The following is a 20,683-nucleotide window of genomic DNA, read 5'->3' as shown; positions in this document are numbered from 1 at the left end:
CGGGAGTGTCGGTTTATCGGCTCTGGTGCACTTGCCGGGTGGCAACGGGCCGTGGCGTGTTCCCTGTCAGCGCGCCGGCCGCCGAGCCCGCCACGCGCTCAGGGCCTCTGTCGTGAGCACATCACCATGGCCAACGCAGACGATGTCGGCGTCCAGTTCGGTCAACCGGTGGGCAGCCGCATCGACCGCGGCGCTGTCGAGATTGAACACACCGGGCATTGTGACAGCGCGAACGTTGGCCAACGTGTCACCGGTGAACAGCACATGGTGGCGCGGCAGATACAACGCCAGGCTGCCTTCGGTGTGGCCCGGGACAGCGAGTACCTCGGCACCGCCGCCGAAGTCGAGCACCTCGCCGTCGCGCAGCTCGCGGTGGACCGGTGCCGGGCGCGGAGGTGGGCCCAGTTCCAGGGCCTCGGCGATCGGGAGCTCCCAATCGCGCAGCACCGGAGCCGGCTGTGGACGCTCGCCTCGCACGATATCGGCATCGGCGTGATGCGCCCAGATCTCGGCTCCCCACTCGGCGAGGTCGGCTGCCGAGCCGACATGATCGGCATGGGCATGGGTGAGGATCACTCGCCGTACCTGGCCGCAGTCGAAACCCAGTGAGCGAAGCCCCTTTTCTATCTCCTCGGCGGCCCCCGGCAGGCCGCTGTCGATCAGCGTCACCTCCGCGCCGTCGTTCCACACGTAGATATTGAGGTCGTTCACCTCGGAAAACCGGAGTGCGCTCAGCTGCGGCAACACGGACATGATCTCCACACCCGCGAAACTACCGAAGACGAGATGGTCATCCCATTCGATCTGCTCTGGGCAGAGATGACACGCCAACAGTGGACACCGAACTCACATCGCTGGTAATGACCAACCCGTTGCAGAACGAAGATCTGCGGCACATTCCGGTGCCCGCTCGAATTGCCGCGCGTTCGGGACAAGTCGGGCGGCGCGCCGCAGCTCGGTTCGCGTTCGGATGCACACGGCCCTGGTTGGATTCAGTCTTCTGCCATACCTGTCCGGCGAACGCACCCCGACCCTGCCACACGCGCCAGGCAACCCAGTGCGTTGCCGAGTTGTCGGCGCAGTCGCCGGAGTAGCCGATCTGCTAGTTCTGAGCCGCCCTGTGCGGAAACGTGGCGCACGAAACGACCGCACTGTGTGGTCGGACGTCCGGGGCCGACTGAGGGGAGCTGATCGGTCGAACGCGTCGAGGTGCACTCGGCCGACGGCATCAAGTGGGACGTTCAGGGGTGGGGGAGCATCGTGGCCGAGCGAGGCGGGCGTGTGTTTGGGGAATGCCGTGGGGGCATGCCCCATCTTCGAGCGCGTTCAGTCCGCGGCGTCGTCGATGTCGGCCTTGGTGATCGAGCGGACGGCGGGGCGCAGAATCTCCACTACCCTGTCCGGGTCGGCCGCGGCGAGGTGATCGAGCTTGACGAGATGGCGGCACAGGACGATGCCGATCAGCGCGGCGCTGACCACTTCTGCGCGCAGATCGGCTTCCTCATCGGGGATGGCGTCGCTGATCTGATCCTTGTAGATGCGCGAAGAGGTGCGGATTTCCTCCGCGGCTTCGGGGTGGGTGAGCATCGACCGCAGCATGGCCAGCGAGGTAACCGGTTCCTCGATCAGTGAGCCGCGCAGTCTGTTGAGCAGCTGCTCGGCGACATCCGCGGCACTGCCCCCGGCGAGCAGTGCCGTTCCGGACCCGATGGCGCTCAGGAACAGCTTCTGTTTGCTGCCGAAATAGTGGATGACGAGTCCAGGATCCACGCCGGCCGCCGTGGCGACGGCGCGGATGGTGGTGCGATCGTAGCCGGATTCGGCGAACAACGTGCGGGCATGGGTGAGAATCCGCGCCTCGGTGTTGCGTCGCTGCTCGGCCCGCGAAGTGGGCGCTGGGGGGTTGCTCACGCGGGTCATTCTACGGGCGTTGACCGGCGCAAGATTTCATTCTACGCTCGTTGAATCGTTGATACAACAAGCGTTGAATGAAAGGTGATTGCCATGAGTCGGTCCGGTGTCGAGAGCCCGCTCCAGGTCTTGGAAGAGCGAAACAAGGCGATACTCGCCAACGACATGCACGCGTTCGTGGACCTGTTCGCGGAGGACGGCGTGATCGAGATGCCGTTCACCGCAGGCGAATTGCCTGACCGGTTGGTAGGCAAGGAGGCGATTCGGGCATACGCGATCGACGTCGACCGCGGTGGGGCCCGTCTCGACGAGCTGCTTGTGCGCCAGACCCACCAAACCGCCGATCCGGAGGTCGTAATCGTCGAACTGACCTCCGTCGGACGCGTCACGTCGACCGGCCAGTCATTCGAAGTGCCGTGTATTCAGGTCTTCCGGATCCGCGAAGGGAAGATCGTGTTGTTCCGTGACTATGTCGGCCACGCCTTCCTCCCGGACCTGAGCTGAGCCTCGGTCGCCTTCGTCGAGAGCGAGGGGAAGCGGTAGCGCCGGATGACTGCCTCAACGGCCGGAAGGCCTGTGGTGGCGCGATTTTCGCGATCTCGTTCGGTCAGATGCCCGGCGCTACCGGTATCTCATCGCGCTCGCGAGCAGCGTGACGGGTCACCTGTCCATGCAGCAGCCCCCTCCACTCCCGCGTCGATTGCCTCGGTGACGTGTTACGCCGCGTCGTGCCGGTGACGCAAATGCGGCGGCTGCAGCCCGTTGGCGGTCGCGGTCCCGCTGGTCGCGCGACGTATCGCCGGATCCGAGCAGTCAGCAGCGCATTGTCCCGTCATGCGCCGGAGCCGATACCGGCGACCCGGCCACGATCGGTGCCGACGGTGGCTCATCTTACGGTCGCGGCCCGTGGTGAAGTGGCCGGCGGTTGCGCAATCGACGGTGTAGTCGGATGAGTGGATGTTGTCGGCGTCCCGGGTGTGGTGGACGCCGTTGCCGAGTCGAACTTCTTCTTCGGGGTGGTGGTCGTCGAAGTACTCGGGCGGGACGTGGTAATCGGCGCTGTCGTGGTGAGTGGCGATGTCGAGGTCGCGGGCACGGAGGTGCGGGTGAGGGTTGTCGGATCGGCCGGCGAGGTCGATTCGCTCGGGTCGGCTGTCACCGTGACGATCGGCGGATCCGCCGGGGCCGGGGGCGTTGTGGAGGGTGCGGCCGGGAAGAACAAGCCGAGGCCGGGCACGCCGAGCTGGACCGAAAGACTCGCTGTCGCTGAGAAACTCGCGCCGAGCGACGCGCCGGGGGGTGCCGGGGCCGGGGGAGCCGCTGTCGTGGCCGGGATCGGTTGCGTCGTTGTCACCGTTGTGGAGTCTGTCGTTGTGACGGAGCCGGGATCGGCGGCCGATTGGGTGGAGTCGGCTTCGACCGTCGTGCTGACGCTGGAGACGTTGCCCGCGACCGGGTCCGTGCTCACCGCCTCCGGCGCGATCCGCGCGGTACCACCGGCGACAATCCGCACGGCGGGTTCACCGGCGAGTGCTTCCGAATCGTTCCCGTGTGCCGGGATCGAATCGGTCCGAGCGATGATCGTCAGGCCGATCGCCGTGGTCGCCATCGCGGCCACCACCCCCGTACGGGTGAGTTGCCGACGCCATCGGCAGGCCGATGAGCCCGCGGTCCGCCGCAGCGCTCGCGTCGGAGAAGTCTCGGCGATGCTGTCCGGCACTGCCGGGTGATCCGAATTGTTGTCGACAGGTTGCATCCAACTACTGCTTTCTCTTACTCGAAGACACGTCGAGACCACGCAGTGAAATCGGCAATTTCGCCGAACATCCGCGCACGCATGACAAGATCGCCGTGCCGAGCCGGTGTACGAGGACACTCATCCGGTCTCGAATGGTGTCAACTTCCGGCGGACATCTCGAAGCACACCGGATCTGTTGTGATTACGACATTTTCGGGATTTCAGGTTGCGAGTAGGGCGCCCGGTCTCGAAGCCGTTGCCAGTGGGCACGCTGCAGTTCGCCTACGCGGGTGAGGAAGTCGGCGATTGTTTCGAGTTGCGCCGAGTCGTACCAACTCAGCAACAACTTGTAGGTCTCGACGATCATGGGGACAACGGTTTCTCGTACGCGACGGTCCGCGACTTCGGTGGCCATCACGATGACGCGCCGACGGTCGGTGGGGTGCAGGGAGCGGACGATGTAGCCTTGCTTCTCCAGCCGATTGAGCATGATGGTGACGCCTGCAGAGGTCAGACCGAGCCGTTCGGCCAGCATTCCCGGCGTCGCGGATTTCTCCTCCTCGAGGAGGACGATTTCCAGTGCGCGTCGGTCGGTTTCGTTCACGCCCAGCACTCTGACCAGCTCGCGGATCATGTTCTCGGCGGTTTCGTGAAAGAACTCCAGGGCCTCCGCGAGTTCGACCGAGATTCGCGCCGGTTCAGTTGTTCTCGGGCACACAGACTTTCCCCTCGATCACGTGAATCGCCGAAACCGCTCGGCGAAAGTCGCCGTCGGGCACGCGGAGCTGCGGTGAGCATCCCCGCCGGGCGTTCGAAGCGGGCATGCGGGCTCCTGACGATCGATGGCCGACAGCCCGAGCGCGGCTGAACGACATCACGAAACGGGCATCGCCACGGCTGGCGAAGCGACCGTGGCAGTGCCGGACATGCACTGTACGACACAACCATCGGTGGTGCTGCCCACTCGGTCCCTCTCGGTGAACCTGGGCCGGACTGCCGGCGGCCCGGCCCAGGCTGTTCAGCACCGCCCGCTCACGCGGGCCTCGGCCGTCACACCTGCCATCGGCCTCAGCTGACCGACGTGGTGGTGAGGGTCGGGGACGGGTTCGGGAAGCACGCGGTCGCGACGTTGCCGACCAAGTTCACATTGGTCGTCATGGTCATGCCTGGGGCGGTGTAGCTGGTACCGGCGTACTTACTCGTGATCGGAGTCCCGGCGGTGCCGGCGGTGACGTTGATGGTCACCGCCGGCGGTGTGAAGGTCGTACCGCCCGCGATCGGGCCCGGAACCGTCAGAACGACATTCCCGCCCGATGTGGAGACGGTGCCGGCCACGGTGCCTCCGGAGGCGGTAGCCGATACCAGTGTCGAATTCGCCGGAGTCGGGAAGGTCATCTTCAGGTTGCTGATGTTGTTCACGGTGAAGCCGGAAGCCGAGCTGGGGACTGACGAGGGACCCGGCGTGAGGGTAATCGCCACCGCGGAGCCCGACGCCGCCGAGCTCGGTGCGGAGCCGGTGACGGTCGTGGCCATACTGGAGGTCTGGCCGATACCGAGAATGGTGCCCTTGCAGCTCCAGTTCACGTCGACGGGTGCGGCATTCGCCGGTGCCGCCATGGAAAATATGGTGGCGACGGCCACTGGGGCGAGAACGCCGGCACGCAGGAAAGACGTCATGGATCGCATGATTATCTCCAGGGAATGTAGAGCAATGGGGGAGGATCTAAAATATAGCCCGTCCTCATCATTTCCGGGCGGAAATCACGAAAGCAAAATATGGCATTGGAATATCATTAACTGCTATTAATTATTTACCATGGAAAGTTAATTCCCGGTGCAATCATATTTGCTCGAGAATGCACCATCCGCGCATCGCTCCAGGTCGGGGGAGGAATGGAAAGGCTCGCCAATTCGTTCGATTGCGGGAGTTGGCGTGAAATTGCATTCGTCCTTGCGGCTGTCGGCTCACGCGGTGACCGCTCTGTCGCCCAGGCGCCGGTTGTCGTCCGTCAGCCGAATCGTGGGCGAATTGTTCGACAACTTCGCCAGGTCTTGCTGCCCACCGCGGGAACAGGAAGCAGAAAGAGGGTGGTCAGTTCAATTCGCGCTCGGGATTCGATCAGATATCCGGCGCGACCGGCGTCTCATTCCGCTCCCCCGCAGCGTGCCGCGGCAGGAACATGGCCGGGATGATGATCACCGCGGTGAGGGCGAAAGCCACCCAGAACGCGAAGCCGAAGGAGTCGGCGAGCAGTGGCCCGATGATCGGCATGAGTTGGGGCGGGACGGAGCTGATCTGGCCGGAACCACCGCTGCCGGAAGGCATTCCGTGCTCGGTCAGCAGTGCGGAGAGGTGCTGCGTCAGTGCCGTCACCAGCAGGGCGCTGCCGAGCGAGGCGCCGACCTGCTGAATGGCCGAGAGGGTCGGGGCCGCGCGGTTCACCGCGTCTCCGCCCAGTCCGGTGTAGGCAGCCGAAATGGTCGGCATCATCACCGCACCGAGGCCCATACCGCGCACGAACAAGGCCACGCAGAGCCAGACATAGGAGGTGTCGGTGCCCACGTGCGTGAACGGGAGGGTGCCGATCAGGCCGAGCACGACGCCGACCGGAACCACGTAGCCGGCGCCGATACGGTCGGTGAGCCGGCCGCCGATCACCACCGCCACTATCGCGCCCAAACCCTGGGGTGCGAGCAGCAGGCCGGCGTCGAGCGGGCCTTGTCCGCGCACGGTTTGGTAGTACAACGGGAGTAACAGCATGCCGCCGAACAGTCCGATGGCGACGAGGAATACCGCGATCGTTCCGCTGGCGAACAGGCGGTTGGTGAGCAGACGGACGTCGACGATCGAGTCGGCTCCCTTGTGCAGGCTGTGCCAGGTGTAGAGGGCCAGGCCCGCGCCGCCGCCGATGAGCCAGCCGAGTACGCCCCACCCGGCGAATCCGCCGTGTGAGCTGGCCTGCGACAGCCCGTAGAGCAGGCAGACGAGGCTGCCGGAGAGCAGGATCAGGCCCCACAGGTCGAGTCGGCCGTGCTCGGGCAGGGTGTCACCGTGCGGGAGCTTCCAGATCGCGAGCGCGAGGGCGAGGGCGCCGACGGGGACGTTGACGAGGAAGATCCAGTGCCAGCTCGTGTACTGGACCAGCAGGCCGCCGATCACCGGGCCGAATACCGGTCCCAGCAGCATGGGGACACCGAGGATGGCCATGGCCCTCCCGAGGCGTTGCGGGCCCGCGGCACGGGTGATGATCGCCTGCCCGGCGGGCAGCAACATGCCGCCGCCGAGTCCCTGCAGGATGCGGAAGGCGATCAGGCTGTCGATGGACCAGGCGGCCGCGCACAGAGCCGAGCCCGCGACGAACAGGGTCACCGCGGTGACCCAGACCGGTTTGGACCCGAACCGATCCATCGCCCATCCGGTGACCGGGATGACCAGGGCCACCGCGAGCAGGTAACCGGTCACCACCCACTGCGTCGTGGACAGAGTGGCGCCGAGTTCGGTACTCAGCGAGTCCAGGGCGACGTTCACGATCGTGGTGTCGAGGACCACCATGATCATTCCGGACACGATGACGAGTCCGGTGACGATCACACCGCGGTCGAGCTTGCCCGACTGCTGCGCGGTGGAGGATTCCATATCAGCTCCCTCATTGAAGGTGCCAGGGCTCGACCGGGCGACAACACCCTCGGACTACCCGTCGTGAGGTCGATCATCGCGGTGCTGTCAATGCACAGGTTGCCACGGCTTCGTCGGCTGGGGGAGCTCGGACGAGTCGGGGGCGGGTGACTCCTCCGTATGCGCATCCCGACGTCGGAATACGAGCGGACGGTCCGCTGCCGCCAATCGGTCCAGTGGGCGGAGTTGTCCGGTTGACGATGAGCCGCGAGTGATCGGGCCGTGGCAGTGAGGGTGGCTGTGTCCGATCCGGTTCGGCTCATGAAAACAATCGCCGTCGCGGGCGCGAACGTGGTCGGTTCGAGCGTTCGGTGCCCGAATCGCGGCGTCAGATGTGATCGTGGCCGGAGAGGCGTTCGTGGTCGATCTCGGCGTCGCGTTCGCGGTCGCGCTCATGGTCGCTCTTGGCGTTCACGTTCCACGAGATCGGGTGCGCGCCGGGACCGCAGTCCTGGCTCAACTTGATTGTCGATTCGGGGCGAATCCGTACCTCCTGGACCAGCGGGCGGAGGTCGCTGCACATGACGAACACTCCGGCCGTTGCCGGGCCCACATCGGTATTCGTGCATTCGATATCGACACGGCTGTCGATCGGAACCGACGAGCAGAACGCTTCACGGGGCCGCAACGCCTGAGCAGATCCCGCGCCGACGGTTGTCGATACCGTCACGGCCGCGAGACCGGATATCGCCACGCCCACGATCGACAGTCGTCGGGCACTTCGCTTGGGGGTGGACACCGAGTTTCTCACTTTCGCTGCGCTGCAGAGCAATTCCCGAATCGTATGCGTACCGGAGTCTATTTCCCAATGGAAGGAATCCCCGACGGTAGTCGTTGTCGCCGCTCGGCCGTACTCGAGAAGTCTGGTCCGGACATACTTCGGTGTTCTGGAATGGCGTCCAGTCGATGCCCGCTTCCCCCTGACTCAGGACATCTCCCCGCTGAGCGGGTGCGGGGCGAGCATGGCGGCAGCGACCTGGCCGGCGGCAGCGTGGCGCACAGCGGTGCCCATGCCATCGAGAACGAGCAGGCGCGCACCGGGTATCTCGGCGGCGAGAGCCTCACCGTTGCCGACCGGGAAGAACGGGTCGGCGCGACCGTGCACGACGAGCGTGGGCATGTCGAGTTCACCGAGTCGGTCCCGCCAGCGCGGCGCGCAATCGATCCGTGAGAACACCATCCCGAGCTGATTCGCCTGGTGCACCGCGCGGTTGTTCGACGGCGTCCGTTCCCAGATCCGGGCTGCCGTCGCGCGCACTTCCTCCCGATCGTTGCCCATCGACTCGGCCCCCGCGGCGGCGAAGGCCGCGACGGAGTCCTGGTCGGTCCAGTCCGGCTGCGGGCGGGAGAACAGTGGGCCCATGACCGCGAAGTCGTGGTCGGGCAGGTCCTCGTCGACCGGGCCCGGCGCCACCGGCCGGGTGCCGACGAGGGTCAGTGCGGAGAACCGGTCCGGGTGGTCCAGGGCGGCGACCTGAGCAACCATCCCGCCGACGCCGACTCCACCGAGGTGGGCGGTGCCGGCGCCGAGCGCCTCGACCGAGGCAGCCGCGTCGGCGGCGAGATCCCGCAGGTCGTAGGCCGGATTCTCGGGGTCGAGGGTGGTCGACGCGCCGGAGTCGCGCAGGTCGTAGCGGACCACCCACCGTCCACCGGCCGCGAGCCGCTCGCACAGCGCGTCAGGCCAGGACAACATCGTGGTGCCGCCGACCAGCAGGACCAGCGGATCGTCCGCGCGGCCGAAGCTCTCGATACCGAGTTCCACGCCGTTCGCCCGTATCGAGGTCGTGCCCACGGGAAACGGTCTCGTCATGCCTGACTCCTGTCCATCGGTATACCCGGAGGTATCGACGACACATTCACCAGAAAGTCATCGGTGCACTCCCGGCAACCGTCCGAATGCGGCATTACCCTGCGGTTCAGCCAGATGTGCTTGTTTACGCGTCGACGAGGTCGTCGCTATCGTGAACGACAAGTTCGCAGTTCAGTCGCAACCTGACCGACGTGGCTTGATCGTTTCGAGGATCGGAAGGCGCGGTCTGATGGCAGAGGACCTGACCGTGACTCGGGGACTGGTGATACCGGGGTCCGAGTTGCGCGAGCGATTCTCGCGGTCGTCCGGTCCGGGCGGGCAACACGTCAACACCACCGACAGCCGGGTGGAGCTGTCGTTCGACCTCGCCAACTCGCCCTCGGTGCCGGAGTGGCTGCGCCCCCGGATGCTCGACCGCCTGACCGCCCGTCTGGTCAACGGGGTGCTGACGATCGCGGCATCGGAGCAACGCGCGCAGCTGCAGAACCGCGCTGTCGCCCGTGAACGCCTGGCCTCGCTACTGCGTGACGCCGCCGCGGCCCCGCCACCTGTTCGCCGCGCCACCAAGCCGTCGCGCGGAGCCAAGGAACGCCGCATCGCCGCGAAGAAGCGGCGCGGCGTCACCAAGCGCAATCGCAGAATCTCCCCCGACGACTAGCGCCGTCCGGAACGGTTGATGCCCTAACTCGGGGCGAGTTGATCACCGCCGGAGGCCGTGCCGGGATGTGCTCGTCCGGTCCGGTCCGGTCCGGTCCGGTCCGGCCCGTGACGGTGAACCAATCGTGCACACCTCGGCACTCTCGCTCCGCTGTGCACGAAAAGTTCGGGAGGTGACGGTCTTTCGGTCACTGCGCCGACGCGGGTGGTGTTCACGCGCGCCGCCCGATAGCCTCCGCGACTCGAAAACGCTTGCGCCTCAATCATTGCTCGATGTCGAGCCGGATACCGCATCGAGCAGACGCACGCGCTCCTTCTTCGAATTCTCCGTGCCGGATACCGGCTCCGCGAGTACACACAGCAGCAGCGCCACGCCTACCGCCCCCGGGTCGGGGTGGCCGACGGCGCGCTCGCCGACATAACTCGCGCGACCGCGACGTGCCCGCAGGTCCGCGGTCGACAGCGCGCCGTCCACTGCGGCGCTCACCATCGCGGCGACCTCGTCGTCACCGCCATGCAGCGCCTCGGCAGCGGGAGCGAGCGCGTCGACCATGGTGCGGTCGCCGACTGCCGCCTCGCCGACGCGTTGGATGGCGGCCAGACCATCGCCGATACCGGACCTGAGGGCGTCGATGTAGGAATCCGACCGCGCGGCCCGGGCGCCGAGTGATTGGAACAGCAGCCCGAACAGCGGGCCGCTCGTGCCTCCGACCTCGTCGAGGAAGACCGCTCGCACCGTATCCCATGGGGCGGGAGAGTCCGGTGCGGCGAGGCGGTCGGCGACCTCGGAGAAACCCTCGCGCAGGTTGACGCCGAAATCTCCGTCGCCGGTGATCTCGTCCAGCGTTGTGAGTGTGGGCTCGGCCGCGGAGAACACCTCCCGCAGTCGGGCGACGGTGCTGTCGAGCGTCGTCGTTGCCTCGCTGGTCATCGCGCGGCGTCCTTCCAGGCGGGTGCGCCGGTCGGGGCATGCCAGAGATCGAGCCAGCCGTCGGCGAGTTGGGTGAGGGTGATCGAGAAGCCGCTCATGTCCAGTGCGGCAACGAATGTGCCGACCTGGACCGCCGAGATCTCGTGGCCTCGGGCGGTGAGTGCGCGCGCCGCGAGTTCGAGTACCGTGCAGAGCTCGAGTTCTGTCGTCGCGCCGAGTCCATTGATCAACAGTAACAACGGATTTCGATCGCCTCCGGGCAGCGAGGTGAGGATGTCGGTGAGCATCCGGTCGACAAGCTCCGCGAGTGGTGGCCTGGTGATCGAGGTCGAGGCGCGCTCGCCGTGAATTCCCACGCCGTATTCGAGCTGATCCGGTTCGAGTTCGAAGGCGCGCGCCCCGGTATTCGGTGACGTGAGTGCCTCGGTGGCCACCGCGATACTGCGGCTGTGCTCGGCGACCTCGCGGCCGAGGGCGGCCAGCGAGGTGAGGGTGTCACCACGGTCCGCGGCGGCGCCGAGGATCTTTTCGACGACGATCGTCGCGGCTGTCCCGCGCCGTCCCGTCGCCGTCTCGTCGGATTCGGTGGCGACGTCGTCGTCGACGAGTACCCGGTCGACCTCGATGCCATCGGCGGCGAGCCGTTCTGCGGCGATACCGAAATTGATCTTGTCTCCGGTGTAGTTCTTGACGATGTGCAGCACCCCGCCGCCACGAGCGACGGCCTTGCTCGCCTCGTAGACCTGGCGATTGTGCGGCGAGGCGAAGATCTTCCCCGGTACGGCAGCGTCGAGCATTCCCATGCCGACGAATCCGACGTGCATCGGCTCGTGGCCGGAACCGCCGCCGGAGACGAGGGCGACCCGCCGAGTCGGCGCACCCCGATCGTGATGTACGAACAGTGGGTCGGTAGTGACCCGGACCCACGGGTTTCGGCGCACGAAACCCCGCAGTGACACCTCGGGGCCCTGGCCTGATTCGAGTAAGAACAGTGCGGGCACAGATATCCTCCTCGTCGATCGACGGCGTGATGCCCAGTATCGCGGAGCCGGGGTGCCGCCCCGGCGGAGAGCGGAATCCGCCACGATACTCGCCGATTACAGTGTTGCCCATGACAATCGAATATCTCCGATACCGGATTGCCGAGCATGACGCGGCCGAATTCGAGGCCGCCTACGGTCGTGCCGCACGGTCGCTGGCGGCGGCGCCGCAGTGTGTCGACTACGAGTTGTCGCGATGCGTCGACGAACCCGAGTGCTACATCCTGCGCATCTCCTGGACCTCCGCGCAGGACCACATGAAGGGCTTCCGCGGCGGTGAACATTTCGCGGCCTTCTTCGCCGAGATCGAACCGTATGTGCGGCGCATCGAGGAGATGCGCCACTACGAACGCACCGCTGTCCGAGGTGCCGGATCCTCGGTGCCGAGCATGTACGACTGGCTCGGTGGCACCGAGGCGCTGGAGCGACTCACGACGGTCTTCTACACCCATGTGCTGGCCGACGACCTGATCGGGCCGTTGTTCGCCGGGATGGACCCGGGCCATCCGCGCTATGTGGCGATGTGGCTCGCCGAAGTGTTCGGTGGCCCCTCCCGCTACACCAGCGAGCGCGGCGGTTACGACCACATGCTGGCTCACCATCTGGGGAAAGCCATCTCCGAGCCCCAGCGCCGGCGCTGGGTCTCGCTGCTGCTGGATGCCGCCGATGAGGCCGGCCTGCCCGACGACCCGGAGTTCCGGGCCGCGTTCATCGGCTACATCGAATGGGGCACCCGCATCGCACTGACCAACTCGCAGCCAGACTCCGATCCGCCGCGGCATCTCCCGGTACCGCACTGGGGTTGGGGGGTCGCCCCGCCTTACACCCCTGCCTGATCGAGACTTCGGGATGGGGGCGCAGTGGCTCGCGAATCGGTCCCGGCCCCCACACCCTCGACCGCGAAGCCCCGATCGGTCAGTAGTTTCCGCCGGGCGGGTATTCGGAGAAGAACTGTTGTAGCAGGGGAGTGGCGACATCCAGCCCCCACCGGGCAACGCCGAGCGCGGCATTGCCCAGATTGATGACCACGAATCCGATGACATCGCGATTCTGTTCAGCGAGTTGCTGGAGTGGCTCGATGATATTCGTGAACATGATGTGTCCTTCGCATCCGAGCGGATGGATAGGTTCCAGACTGCCACAGTGGATAAGGGGTGACCAGGTCCCTCATCGCCGTCCGCTGCGCCGTCGGAGTCAGGCCGGGCCGCCGTGCAGACGCGGCCAACGGTGGATGCCCGGCTTGGAATATCGGCGGGCTGCGGCGGAATCGGCCGGGCCGGGCGCATCGGTCACCGGGCGATTTTCCACGTTCTCGGCCGCCCGCTGTCCGAATGCGAGATCGCGGGCAGTGCGCACCGACAGCCGACCCAGCGTTGTCGCGGCGAAGAAGAGGATCACCGCGCCGAGCCCCGAGAAGAAGGTGAGTTGCACGAGGGCTTGTTTCCACTCGGATCCCGGCAGCGGCGTACCGATATCGCCGAGGCCGATGGGGCCTGCCAGCGCGGGTCCGACCACGAACCACGCACCGGCTGCCGCGGCCAGCCACGCGCCCATGAACGCGGTGGCGCGGTTACCGCTCACCAGCATGAGCAGTCCGCCGATCGCCGTGGCCACCCCCGGCAGTACCTGCAGCCAGCCACGCGCAGCCGACCACACCCACGGCTCGTCCGGCGTGTAGGCGAAATCGAAATACGGCCCGATGAACGGGATGAGCGCGCCCCAGATCCCGAGCACCAGAACGATGAGCCCGCCCAGCGCGCCACGGCTGCGTGGAATACGCAGTCGGCCGCCACGTGCTGTAGTCCTCTCGTCGACGTCTTCCATGACGCCTCCCATCGTCGACACTGATGTCGTTCTCGCAGTACCCGCGATCAGCGGTCCTACGCGGCCGAACTCGGACTCGGCGTGCTGCCGGGTGGCGGCCGTTCGCGATGTGGACCCCGACGCGCGCGTCCGATCGGGTAGGTCTGGCCGCGGGGCTCCCAGCGCCGCTCAGCCGTCGGTATGCCTGGCGTAGGCGTCGTCGAACAGATCCCAGCCGTCACGGCGGCCGTTCGTGCGCGCGTCGGCCATCCAGCCCGCCTCGTCGACCGCGTCGATGAACGCGCGGACCACACCGGGCATATTCAGGTTCAGCCGACGATCACCGACCCGGATGTCACCGGCCGCGGATGGGTAGCCGTCGGGCACATAACGCCCCTCGCCGGGGCGGAAGACCAGTGTCAAGCCTGCCACTGATCCCGATTGCCGCAGTCGCAGAATTTCCTCACAGCCGTCTTCGTGCCGGTGGTAGGTCTTCCACAGGTATTGCCGCCCACCCACCGTAAGCACTCGGCGGCGGTCTTCCCTTCCCGTCACGATTTCACCGCCCACCCATTCCCGACATCGCGATCCCGCGCACGAACGACTTCTGCGCGAACGCGTAGATCACCAGCATCGGCGCCACCATCAGGATGGAGGTCGCCATGAGCACCGGCCAGTTGGTCTCGTACTGGCCCTGCAGGCGCACCAATCCCAGTGTCAGCGTGGAGATCTCGTCGCGCTGGATCATCACCAGCGGCCACAGGAAGTCGTTCCACACCGTCACCCAGGTGAGCACCGCGAGCACCATCACCGCCGGTCGGGCATGTGGTAGCAGCACCCGCCAGTACGTCTGCCATACCGTGCAGCCGTCGAGGATGGCCGCTTCCTCCAATTCGACCGGCAGGGTGATGAAGAACTGCCGCATCAGATAGGTGCCGAACGCGCTGCCGAACAGGCCGGGCACGATCATGGCCAGCGGGCTGTCCACCCAGCCGAAGGTGCGCATGAGGATGAACTGGGGAATGACCGTCACGGTCGCCGGCACCATCAGGGTGGCCAGATAGGCGATGAACACGACGTCGCGTCCCTTGAACGGCAGGCGGGCGAAGGCATATCCGGCCAGCGAACAGAAGAAGACCTGGCCCGCGGTGACGCAACCGGCGTAGAGCACGGTGTTGAAGAAGATTCGCCCGAACGGCATCAGGTCGAAGATATCGCGGTAGTTCGACCACGCCGGGTGGGTCGGCACGATGCTGGTGTCGGAGATGTTGCCCTGCTTTTTCAGCGAACTCGACAGTGCCCACAGCAGTGGGAACAGTGCGCACCATGCCATCGCGACGAGCGCCAGGTACAGCAGTGTCCCGCGCACGGTGCGGCGGAGAACGGCACGATTCGCGGTCGCTGTCGCCACCTAGGCCTCGCTTTCGTAGGCGCTGCGGCGGGTGAATCGCAATTGCGGCAGCGTCAGCACCAGCAGGATCGCGAAGATCACCCAGGCGAGTGCGCAGGCGTAGCCGATGTCGTCGAAGGAGAAGGCGTTCTGGTACAGCATGATTCCGAGGACGTACGTGCCGGTCTCGGGACCACCCCGGCCGCCGGTGAGGACGTAGGCCTGATCGAACACCTGGAACGAGTTGATGACCGTGATGACGAAGGTGAACGCCAGCGCGGGCCGGATCAGCGGCACGGTGATCGAGCGGAATCGGCGCACCGCTCCGGCGCCGTCGATCCGGGCCGCCTCATAGACGTCGGCCGGAATGCCCTGCATCGCGGCGAGCAGGACGACGGTGGCGAAGGGGACGCTCTTCCACACACTGACCAGGCAGAGCGAGGCCATCGCCCATGCGGGTTCGGTGAGCCAGGGGACGGGTCCGAAACCGATCCAGCCCAGCGCGGTGTTGAGCACGCCGTAGTCGGTGCTGAAGGTGAGTCGCCACACCACCGCCATCGCCACGGTCGAGGCGACCAGCGGCATGAACATGATGCTGCGAAAAATGCCGATGGCCTTGAGTTTTCGGTTCAGCGCCGCCGCGACGGCGAGACTGATCGCGATGGTCGGGAGCAGGGTGCCGACGGTGAAGATCACCGTATTGCGCAATGCCACCCAGAACAGCGGGTCGTGGGCGAAGAGGCGGCGGAAGTTGTCGACGCCGATGAACGTCGGCGGACTGAACAGATCCCATCGGTGCAGACTCAGATACAGCGTGAAGACCAACGGGAACGCCATGAACACCGCGACCGCGATCAGGTTGGGCGCGATGAACATTCGGCCCGCGGCGGCCTTGCGCCGGCGCAGCGCGGAGCGTCGTGGAGCCGTCATGCGGCCTCCGGTGATGTGCGGGACACCCGCGCCCGGTCGGCACAGCGAGCCGCTGCGCGATTGTCGCTCACTGTGCCTCCAGGAGGTCGTTGATCTGGCCGGCGAGGCCCTGCTTGAACCAGTCCGCTGAGGCGGCGCCGCGGAACACGTGGTCGTAGCCCTGTTGGATGACCGCGTCGACGCGTGGCCACGCGGGCGTGACCGGCAGGTTGTTGGCGTGATCGCCGCCGTGGAACACCTCGAGGTTGTGCACCCTCGTGTGAGCCTGCGCGAACCCGTCGGAGGTGAGCGCCGACTTCAACGCGGGGACGAACAGTCCCGACTTCGCGATGATCGCCTGACCGACGGGTCCGGTGGCGAACTTGACGAATTCCCAGGCCTGGTCCTTGCGCGGGCTGTCTGCGGCGATGGACAGGCCGGTGGTGCCGATATCCGAGCGGGCGGCGGTACCGCGCGGACCGACCGGCAGCACCGTGACATCGAAGTCGAGATCTTCCCGGCCGGTGTAGGCGCTGTACATCCAGTGCCCGGACAGCGCCATCGCGGCCTTGCCCTGGGCGAACATATCCGATGACGAGATCGATTGCTGGAACTCGATTCTCGGCATCACTTCGTGTCGGGTGGAAAGGTCGGTGTAGAACTGGACGCCCTCGATGAAGGCGTCGTCGTCGATATTGGTGCGGGTCGGATCGATGGAGGGGGTGAACCATTCGACGCCGTTGTTCATGCCGAAGCAACTGGCGGAGTAGTAGACGGTCCAGGGATCCACGAATCCCCATTGGGTGACCTCGCCGGAGCTGTCGCGTGTGGTGAGCGCCCGTGCGGCGGCGAGGAATTCGTCGAAACTCCAGGCGTCCTCCCAGCGCGCGGGTGGGGGCGGCAATTTGGCCTCGGCGAAGAGCTTCTTGTTGTAGTACAGGAAGATTCCGGCCCACTGCTCGGGCAGGGCGTACTGCGTGTTCCGGTAGCGGAACGTGTTGTACAGGGCCGGTGAGCTGTCCTGCTTCAGCTCGGCCGCGTACGCCGGGTCCTTGTTCAGGATCGTGTCCAGGTCGGCGAAGATGCCGCGTTCGGCGAGGAACGAATACGACAGGTCCCACGACATCAGTACATCCGGGCACTTGCCGCCCGCGCAGTAGGTCAGGATCTGGGTCTGCGGATCGGGGCCCGACATCTGGGTCCGGATCTTGATGTCCGGGTGCAGTTTGCGGAACTCGTCGATGATCTTCAGCCGAACCTTCGCCTCATCGGGTTTGGCCTGGAAGAAGAAGGTGAGTGCCTCGTCGTCGTTGTCGCCGCAGCCGGTCATCGAGGACACGGCCGCTGCCGCCCCGACCGCCGCCGCACCCCGCAGGAGTGTGCGCCGGTCGAACCTCCGAGTCGATGCCACCCGCGCTCCGTTCGACCACAACAAGCGAACTGTTGCGAAAAACGTAATACCGCGGTGGCGGATTCGTCTGGAAAACACAGGAGACCGGTCGACCATCGCGGAGATCGGCGGCACGCTCGGGCGACGGTATCCGTTTGTGGTGCAACCGGATCGATGTGGCGTTCGAGCGTGGTGGCGAGTACCGATCGGGTCGCCGCGCGCCGCTGACAGGCTCGCGCACCCTGGACCATCGCAACCGCTGTGGAATTCACCTCGCGAGAGCGGCCGCGGTCACTCGCCACTGGTGGGAACAGACACTTGCGCCGCGCGAGATACGAAGCGATCGTCAACGTGACGACGTGTGTGCTGATGACGACCGATCGAGGGTATCCGGGGGATTGCTGATGAACTCTGCGTGGAGCGGGGGCGGTGCCGGCGGTCCGGCGCGTCGGACATCCACGTCCGCGGGAGGGTGGCGTGGCCGGGGGCACTGACGTCGATCCCGCGCAGCCGATCGCGGAGATCGCGCGCGGGATGGCCGAATTCGCCCCGGCCGGCTGGCGTCGGCTCGAAGCCTGGTTCGCCATGACAGCCGTTTGTGAGTCGGCGCTGCTGCTGGCCGAGGACGGCACGCGGACGGTCCGTTGCAGGGTGTCCGACACGGTGTGGGATGCGGTGCGCCGGCATCGCGCGGAGTCGGCCCGGTCCGGCGACGGACCGTGGTGGCGACTGTGTGTGCGGACGGGGCCGGATGGTGTCGAGGTCCTCCGTGACGACGGTCAGGAGCCCTTTCCGGGTGAGCAGATGTTCGCCCCCGAAGCCTATCGTGCCGATCTGGAAAGCCATCCCCGCGAACGACTTCCGGTGTGGCTGGCCGCCTACGTCGGGCGCGCCGAGGTGCCGTCGAGACCGCCGCAGCAGGCCGCGGAGCAGGCGCGCGCGGACCGCGCCGCCGGTGTGCGGGCGGTGCCGGTGGACGACGAATTGCCGGACCTCCCGGTTCTGTGGGCCCGGTGGGCGGTGCTGGCGGCGGCCTTCACGACGGTCGGATCGCGGCGAGGTCCGCGGATCGGGCCGTCGATGGGTGTGTTCGAGAGCGCGGGACGCAGCGGTTCGACGCTGACCTTGCTTCCCGGCGATCGTGCGGTGCTGTCGGGCGGAGTCTGGAATGCGCCCATCCTGGACGCGGTCTACAACGACGGCGCGGTCGCGCCGGGATTCTTCTCGGGCGCCCCGAAATGGGTCACCGATCCGGTGCTCAACCCGCGTGCGATGACCGGGCTGTTGTCCTTCTGCTACTGGTGGGAAGCGGGCCGGTGGTATCGGGGCGAGTCCGCCCCGATGTCGGAGTGCGCACCGGCCGTGCCCGCCGTGTGGACGGCCGGCACCGTCGCCGGTGTCGTCGAGAAGTTGCTGACCGAAGCGTCGGGCACGGCGCCGAAGGGCGCGCAGGAGTTGGTGATCGCCGCCCAATCGGGCTCGGTGACGCGCGCGACGCTCGCGCACGTCCTCGGTCACGACGCCCGCGCCGATATCGACGGCGCCTTCTTCCAATTCCTGGCCGCCGGTCTGGCGGCGGACGAGACGGACGAGATCACCGAGGACGACGCCGTCGCCCTCGTCCGTGATCACATACTCCGCCGCGACTACGACACCACCGGATACCCGTTGTCGGCTTTGCGCGCCGAACGTCTCGGCACCGGCTGGAGGGTGAGTTCGCCGGCTCCCGCCGGGGAGATCGCGCTGGATCGCACGGTCTTCCATGTCGCCGACGACGGTGTGGTGGAGCGTTCGACGTCGGCGCAGCGGGCGGAGTTCGTGGCCGGATTCGAGCGGAGGTTCCGGCTTCGCCGGGACGGCCGTGGCGTACCGGAGGAGTCGTGAGCGACGAGATCCGGGTCGATCCCGACACGCTGCGGCAGGACGGCGCACGCCTGGCCGAACTCGGCGACCGGGTCGGCCACACCTACGCCGAGTTGCGGCGCGGCTTGACCGTCGCGAACGGGTGCTGGGGTGACGACGATCTGGGCGAGGCCTTCGCCAAGGACTTCACGCCGCACACCGATGAATTGCTGGCCGGTCTACGGGCAATGGAGGAGAGCCTGCGCGCGGCGGCTCTGCAGGTCGCCAACGCCGCGCACGAATTCGAGTCCCAAGATCTCGGCGGCGCCGATCGAATCGCCCGACCCGCCGACGACGCACCGGGTCCGGACCCGTACAACCGAACCGGGGCGCAGCCGTCCCCGGACCCCACATCATCGCCGACTCCGGAGGCGGGGAAACCCGCTGCCGCAACGGTTTCCGCGCCACAAGGCGACAGGCCCGCCGCGCAATCGCCGTCGGGCCCCGGCGCCGCCGCGCAATCGACGCCCGGCGCGGCGCCGGGGGCGCCCGGACCGTCGTCGTCGCGGAGCGATCCGCAGTCGTCGAATCCTTCGACGCGGGCACCCGATCGGCAGGAGGACGCGAAACCCGGCGCGGATCCGGACCGCCGGTCCCGTCCGGCAGGAGTGACGCCGCCGCCCACCGGACGTGATGTGCCCCGTACTCCGGGTGCCGACCGGTCTGGGACGTCCGGGCGAAATTCCGGGTCCACCGGTGCCGGACGCGGCACGCCGTGGACCGGACCGGCGTCGCCCACGACCCGCGGACCCGCGGCAGCCGAGCCGAATTCGTCGAGCCCGCGATCCGGCGCTCCGTCACGTCCTCGCAAGGGCGACGAGCAGCGCAAACGTGATCGACGGCGCGAGCCGGAACGAGCGGACAGCCGTCCCGGTGGCTCACCGTTTCTCGCCTGGCTGGCGCGGGCACTGGCCGATCGGCACGGCGTCGCGGTGACCGGGTTCGATCTGCCCGGCCTGCAGGAGCCGCCCGTCCGTCAGTTCGCGGCGGCGATCGATCGGGTGCTCACCGACTATCCGATGATCGGTCTCGATGTCGTGGCGGTGGCGGAACCGGATGACGACGTCGACGGCGTGCTGTGGCGTCGCGAACGGCGTGACTGCGCGACCGTCCGGTCGATCACCCTCGACCGGCGAATCGCTTGCCCACCCGAGGCAGAGGCCGAAACACCGGAATCCGGAACCGATTTCGAAGCATCTGTGGTGTACACCGCGACCGTCCGCGAACTCGGCGTGGCGTTGAGCGATGCCGGGGGCGATGTCGCGCGCAGGACCGCCCAGCACACCCTGATCGCGGAGTACATGCGCGCGGCGGCGGGGCGTTATACGACCCTCGCCGAACTGCTGCGCGGGTATCGGCAGTGGCGTGCCGGGTTGTCCGGTGACAGCGCACGCTTCGACACGCGTCGAGCGGTGGGCGCCGCGTTCGCCGACGTCGTGCTGCACCGCGAGCGGGCCGGCGCTGCCGCCAAGGCCTTGCACGCGGCACTGGTCGACGCGGCCCCGCCACCGGATTAGGCGGCG

Annotated in this window: 21 protein-coding genes; 6 read left to right on the top strand and 15 right to left on the bottom strand. The window is 66.9% G+C overall.

Annotated elements, in window-relative coordinates:
• Positions 1 to 66: 66 nt before the first annotated feature.
• Together LKD76_RS23580 and LKD76_RS23575 are read right to left on the bottom strand one after the other, a co-directional pair.
• The gene (locus LKD76_RS23580) at positions 67 to 753 is read right to left on the bottom strand and encodes an MBL fold metallo-hydrolase (RefSeq protein ID WP_227985373.1); all 687 of its coding nucleotides are present in this window, start codon (positions 751 to 753) and stop codon (positions 67 to 69) included.
• A gap of 573 nt (positions 754 to 1,326) precedes the next feature.
• The gene (locus LKD76_RS23575) at positions 1,327 to 1,911 is read right to left on the bottom strand and encodes a TetR/AcrR family transcriptional regulator (protein WP_227983590.1); all 585 of its coding nucleotides are present in this window, start codon (positions 1,909 to 1,911) and stop codon (positions 1,327 to 1,329) included.
• 93 nt (positions 1,912 to 2,004) lie between these two features.
• On the opposite strand from LKD76_RS23575, the gene LKD76_RS23570 reads away from it, so the two are divergent.
• Together LKD76_RS23570 and LKD76_RS23565 are read left to right on the top strand one after the other, a co-directional pair.
• Complete coding sequence (locus tag LKD76_RS23570; protein ID WP_227983589.1) at positions 2,005 to 2,415, top strand: nuclear transport factor 2 family protein; 411 nt, start codon at positions 2,005 to 2,007, stop codon at positions 2,413 to 2,415.
• Positions 2,416 to 2,864: 449 nt separating this feature from the next.
• Positions 2,865 to 3,641: a hypothetical protein gene (locus LKD76_RS23565; RefSeq protein ID WP_227983588.1), complete on the top strand. Its 777-nt coding sequence runs from the start codon at positions 2,865 to 2,867 to the stop codon at positions 3,639 to 3,641.
• Between the two features lie 210 nt (positions 3,642 to 3,851).
• On the opposite strand, the gene LKD76_RS23560 is transcribed toward LKD76_RS23565, so the two are convergent.
• The 5 genes from LKD76_RS23560 to LKD76_RS23540 all read right to left on the bottom strand — a co-directional run bounded on the left by LKD76_RS23560 (position 3,852) and on the right by LKD76_RS23540 (position 9,138).
• Complete coding sequence (locus tag LKD76_RS23560; RefSeq protein ID WP_308188572.1) at positions 3,852 to 4,253, bottom strand: MarR family winged helix-turn-helix transcriptional regulator; 402 nt, start codon at positions 4,251 to 4,253, stop codon at positions 3,852 to 3,854.
• A gap of 464 nt (positions 4,254 to 4,717) precedes the next feature.
• A complete protein-coding gene (locus tag LKD76_RS23555; RefSeq protein WP_227983586.1) occupies positions 4,718 to 5,266 on the bottom strand; it encodes a hypothetical protein in 549 nt (182 codons plus the stop codon).
• Positions 5,267 to 5,768: 502 nt separating this feature from the next.
• Positions 5,769 to 7,286 carry a DHA2 family efflux MFS transporter permease subunit gene (locus LKD76_RS23550; RefSeq protein WP_227983585.1) on the bottom strand — a complete coding sequence of 506 codons (1,518 nt, stop codon included), beginning with the start codon at positions 7,284 to 7,286 and terminating at the stop codon, positions 5,769 to 5,771.
• A gap of 367 nt (positions 7,287 to 7,653) precedes the next feature.
• A complete protein-coding gene (locus LKD76_RS23545; RefSeq protein ID WP_227983584.1) occupies positions 7,654 to 8,064 on the bottom strand; it encodes a hypothetical protein in 411 nt (136 codons plus the stop codon).
• A 186-nt stretch (positions 8,065 to 8,250) separates the two neighbouring features.
• Positions 8,251 to 9,138: an alpha/beta fold hydrolase gene (locus LKD76_RS23540; protein ID WP_227983583.1), complete on the bottom strand. Its 888-nt coding sequence runs from the start codon at positions 9,136 to 9,138 to the stop codon at positions 8,251 to 8,253.
• Positions 9,139 to 9,367: 229 nt separating this feature from the next.
• Between LKD76_RS23540 and arfB the strand changes: the two genes are divergently transcribed.
• Entirely contained in the window at positions 9,368 to 9,796 is a 429-nt protein-coding gene (arfB, locus tag LKD76_RS23535; RefSeq protein ID WP_227983582.1) for an alternative ribosome rescue aminoacyl-tRNA hydrolase ArfB, read from the top strand.
• Between the two features lie 258 nt (positions 9,797 to 10,054).
• Here arfB and dhaL read toward each other — a convergent pair whose 3' ends face one another.
• A complete protein-coding gene (gene dhaL, locus LKD76_RS23530; RefSeq protein ID WP_227983581.1) occupies positions 10,055 to 10,726 on the bottom strand; it encodes a dihydroxyacetone kinase subunit DhaL in 672 nt (223 codons plus the stop codon).
• Positions 10,723 to 11,727, bottom strand: a complete 1,005-nt coding sequence (locus LKD76_RS23525) for a dihydroxyacetone kinase subunit DhaK (protein WP_227983580.1) — start codon at positions 11,725 to 11,727, stop codon at positions 10,723 to 10,725. Before LKD76_RS23525 ends, dhaL begins: the two co-directional genes overlap by 4 nt.
• A 110-nt stretch (positions 11,728 to 11,837) precedes the next feature.
• Between LKD76_RS23525 and LKD76_RS23520 the strand changes: the two genes are divergently transcribed.
• On the top strand, positions 11,838 to 12,602 hold the full coding sequence (locus tag LKD76_RS23520) for a group II truncated hemoglobin (RefSeq protein ID WP_227983579.1): 765 nt from the start codon (positions 11,838 to 11,840) through the stop codon (positions 12,600 to 12,602).
• A gap of 79 nt (positions 12,603 to 12,681) precedes the next feature.
• On the opposite strand, the gene LKD76_RS23515 is transcribed toward LKD76_RS23520, so the two are convergent.
• The 6 genes from LKD76_RS23515 to LKD76_RS23490 all read right to left on the bottom strand — a co-directional run bounded on the left by LKD76_RS23515 (position 12,682) and on the right by LKD76_RS23490 (position 17,279).
• A complete protein-coding gene (locus LKD76_RS23515) occupies positions 12,682 to 12,861 on the bottom strand; it encodes a hypothetical protein (RefSeq protein ID WP_227983578.1) in 180 nt (59 codons plus the stop codon).
• A gap of 99 nt (positions 12,862 to 12,960) precedes the next feature.
• Complete coding sequence (locus LKD76_RS23510) at positions 12,961 to 13,590, bottom strand: hypothetical protein (RefSeq protein ID WP_227983577.1); 630 nt, start codon at positions 13,588 to 13,590, stop codon at positions 12,961 to 12,963.
• Between the two features lie 168 nt (positions 13,591 to 13,758).
• Entirely contained in the window at positions 13,759 to 14,001 is a 243-nt protein-coding gene (locus LKD76_RS23505; RefSeq protein WP_227983576.1) for a hypothetical protein, read from the bottom strand.
• A gap of 127 nt (positions 14,002 to 14,128) precedes the next feature.
• On the bottom strand, positions 14,129 to 14,980 hold the full coding sequence (locus LKD76_RS23500; protein ID WP_227983575.1) for a carbohydrate ABC transporter permease: 852 nt from the start codon (positions 14,978 to 14,980) through the stop codon (positions 14,129 to 14,131).
• Positions 14,981 to 15,889 (bottom strand): carbohydrate ABC transporter permease, encoded by a 909-nt coding sequence (locus LKD76_RS23495; RefSeq protein ID WP_227983574.1) that lies wholly within the window; start codon positions 15,887 to 15,889, stop codon positions 14,981 to 14,983.
• Between the two features lie 67 nt (positions 15,890 to 15,956).
• The gene (locus tag LKD76_RS23490; RefSeq protein WP_227983573.1) at positions 15,957 to 17,279 is read right to left on the bottom strand and encodes an ABC transporter substrate-binding protein; all 1,323 of its coding nucleotides are present in this window, start codon (positions 17,277 to 17,279) and stop codon (positions 15,957 to 15,959) included.
• A gap of 456 nt (positions 17,280 to 17,735) precedes the next feature.
• On the opposite strand from LKD76_RS23490, the gene LKD76_RS23485 reads away from it, so the two are divergent.
• Positions 17,736 to 19,142: a hypothetical protein gene (locus LKD76_RS23485; protein WP_227983572.1), complete on the top strand. Its 1,407-nt coding sequence runs from the start codon at positions 17,736 to 17,738 to the stop codon at positions 19,140 to 19,142.
• Complete coding sequence (locus LKD76_RS23480; RefSeq protein WP_227983571.1) at positions 19,139 to 20,677, top strand: hypothetical protein; 1,539 nt, start codon at positions 19,139 to 19,141, stop codon at positions 20,675 to 20,677. Before LKD76_RS23485 ends, LKD76_RS23480 begins: the two co-directional genes overlap by 4 nt.
• Positions 20,678 to 20,683: the final 6 nt, after the last annotated feature.

Source organism: Nocardia spumae, from assembly GCF_020733635.1.
GTDB lineage: Bacteria > Actinomycetota > Actinomycetes > Mycobacteriales > Mycobacteriaceae > Nocardia > Nocardia spumae.
Note: the sequence above shows the minus strand (reverse complement) of the source record. Positions and strands in the feature narration are given on the sequence as shown.

What these genes read in the sequence shown, in the direction of transcription:
- LKD76_RS23580 (WP_227985373.1), bottom strand. Translation starts at nt 753, where the DNA reads ATGTCCGTGTTGCCGCAGCTGAGCGCACTCCGGTTTTCCGAGGTGAAC.
- LKD76_RS23570 (WP_227983589.1), top strand. Translation starts at nt 2,005, where the DNA reads ATGAGTCGGTCCGGTGTCGAGAGCCCGCTCCAGGTCTTGGAAGAGCGA.
- LKD76_RS23555 (WP_227983586.1), bottom strand. Translation starts at nt 5,266, where the DNA reads ATGGCGGCACCGGCGAATGCCGCACCCGTCGACGTGAACTGGAGCTGC.
- LKD76_RS23550 (WP_227983585.1), bottom strand. Translation starts at nt 7,286, where the DNA reads ATGGAATCCTCCACCGCGCAGCAGTCGGGCAAGCTCGACCGCGGTGTG.
- LKD76_RS23540 (WP_227983583.1), bottom strand. Translation starts at nt 9,138, where the DNA reads ATGACGAGACCGTTTCCCGTGGGCACGACCTCGATACGGGCGAACGGC.
- arfB (WP_227983582.1), top strand. Translation starts at nt 9,368, where the DNA reads ATGGCAGAGGACCTGACCGTGACTCGGGGACTGGTGATACCGGGGTCC.
- dhaL (WP_227983581.1), bottom strand. Translation starts at nt 10,726, where the DNA reads ATGACCAGCGAGGCAACGACGACGCTCGACAGCACCGTCGCCCGACTG.
- LKD76_RS23520 (WP_227983579.1), top strand. Translation starts at nt 11,838, where the DNA reads ATGACAATCGAATATCTCCGATACCGGATTGCCGAGCATGACGCGGCC.
- LKD76_RS23515 (WP_227983578.1), bottom strand. Translation starts at nt 12,861, where the DNA reads ATGTTCACGAATATCATCGAGCCACTCCAGCAACTCGCTGAACAGAAT.
- LKD76_RS23510 (WP_227983577.1), bottom strand. Translation starts at nt 13,590, where the DNA reads ATGGAAGACGTCGACGAGAGGACTACAGCACGTGGCGGCCGACTGCGT.
- LKD76_RS23495 (WP_227983574.1), bottom strand. Translation starts at nt 15,889, where the DNA reads ATGACGGCTCCACGACGCTCCGCGCTGCGCCGGCGCAAGGCCGCCGCG.